A 1,807-nucleotide genomic window follows, 5' to 3' on the forward strand; every position below is an offset into this window, starting at 1 on the left:
ATCCGTTCCTGCGCTGCGTGTTGATCTATCAAATACATACCCGTTACTTTTGAGGATTTCGATCTCTATTTCTACCTGTTAAGCCAGCAAGACCAGCTAGTCCTAGCAATCCTATCCATCCCCAGTCCATATCATTGTCTGTTGCTGTTGTTCTGTAGTTATTAGATACCCCATTTCCTGTTCCTACTGTATTACCTGTTATATTACCAGAAGTTCCTCCTGTGTTTCCTGTTCCACCATACTCAGCGTATGCAGTAAAACCCATTGTTAACGTTAGTAACATAGCCATAATAATTGCACTTATCTTTTTCAACTTGAAAACCTCCTAAATTTTATGCTACGTGCTACCAGTTATATTTACCTTCTGTAAATAATTTATTCAAAAAAATGTTTATACTCTTTTGGTCTAATTCTTATGGTCCATAAAGATTAAGCTGATCCAAAATAAAAAAAGTGCAAGCTTTTTAGGCTTACACTCTTTTCTCTATCCAGCAATTAGGATAATAATATTTATTTTCAATATAAGTTTAATAAAATTGTTCGTATTTCTACATACTAATAGAGGTTTAAATACAATAAATCAAAAATTGAAATGGAGTGATTGACTTTATGGGTATTTTAAGCGGTAACCCACAAGATGAACCAATGCACTATGGTGAGGTATTTGGATTATACACTCAACTTTCCGTAACAAAAGCTGCTCTCGATGGTTATCAAGTCTATTATAACCATACTGGAGATAAAGATTTGAAAGAATTTATAAAAGACGTAATTAACACTAGTATTAAACCTGAGATTAAAGAGATAGAAGAACTCTTGCTAAAAAATGATATCGCAGTTCCTCCTACTCCAGCTGAAAGACCAAGTGTTGATATTGAGCAAATCCCTGTTGGTGCAAGATTCCAGGATGCTCAAGTGGCATATGCAATCGCTAGAGATATTGCCGGGGGTATAACATCAATGAGTGCCCTCATCGGTCAATGTATTCGAGAAGATATTGCTTTAATGTTGGTACAACAAAACGCTAAAAGCATTAAAGATGGAGCCGCATTATTACAAATCATCAAAGAAAAAGGCTGGTTGGTTCCTCCACCACTCCATATGGAAACAAAAAATCAAGACCAGTAATATTACTGAATAAAACTACCCTTTAATCGTAACTATTTTCTTTATTGTTTGGTTGTAATTTTTTCCAGCTTTATTGTAAAAACGGTTGTGCTGTTGATTTGTCAATTCACTTTGACGAATGTAGCTAATTACGAGGCTTATCTATAAAAATTCCCTCCAACGGATAACCGAAGGAGGGTTTCTTACGTTCATTACAGTTTATTTATTATATGTGCATGTACTTCAGGATTAAATTCTTCGTAAAATGTGTTTTTAAAAACATTATTCTTGTACATTTCTTTAGTTATAGGAATACGTTCTTAATCATCATACCACTTCCATTTTACCGAAACACCTACTCCTAATCCATTACGTTGTGTAATAACATCATCTCTAACCGGGCCTTCGCGCTCATAGTTCCTCGTTTGAATACGATTTCTTCTCTCCTCAATGATGTTTCTTTCGATATTCAACAGGAATCTGCTATACGTTTTGATCAGGCAATGTCCAACGCCAAAAAATAACTTTAGTGTAGTAAAGGTTGTCAATTTGTAAATCAAACTAAATCCCTTTATGACATAACACTTCAAAACCCTTGATAATAATAGCTTTTTGAATTCAAAATGAATGGTGTCTTTTTTTATGTTTACATCACTCTTTTAAACATTTTTTCCAACTCATACGTCGAAAAATGAATAGC

3 protein-coding genes are annotated in these 1,807 nt (G+C 34.1%); 1 reads left to right on the forward strand and 2 read right to left on the reverse strand.

Annotated elements, in window-relative coordinates; translation table 11 throughout:
* Positions 1–43 precede the first annotated feature (43 nt).
* A complete protein-coding gene (locus LM917_RS24230; protein WP_232700265.1) occupies positions 44–313 on the reverse strand; it encodes a WGxxGxxG family protein in 270 nt (89 codons plus the stop codon).
* Between the two features lie 296 nt (positions 314–609).
* On the opposite strand from LM917_RS24230, the gene LM917_RS24235 reads away from it, so the two are divergent.
* Positions 610–1,128, forward strand: a complete 519-nt coding sequence (locus tag LM917_RS24235) for a DUF3231 family protein (protein WP_232700266.1) — start codon at positions 610–612, stop codon at positions 1,126–1,128.
* Positions 1,129–1,427: 299 nt separating this feature from the next.
* Here LM917_RS24235 and LM917_RS24240 read toward each other — a convergent pair whose 3' ends face one another.
* Positions 1,428–1,667 (reverse strand): hypothetical protein, encoded by a 240-nt coding sequence (locus LM917_RS24240; protein WP_232700267.1) that lies wholly within the window; start codon positions 1,665–1,667, stop codon positions 1,428–1,430.
* Positions 1,668–1,807 lie beyond the last annotated feature (140 nt).

The sequence above is a fragment of the Brevibacillus daliensis genome (assembly GCF_021245735.1).
Classification (GTDB): Bacteria; Bacillota; Bacilli; order Brevibacillales; family Brevibacillaceae; genus Brevibacillus_B; species Brevibacillus_B daliensis.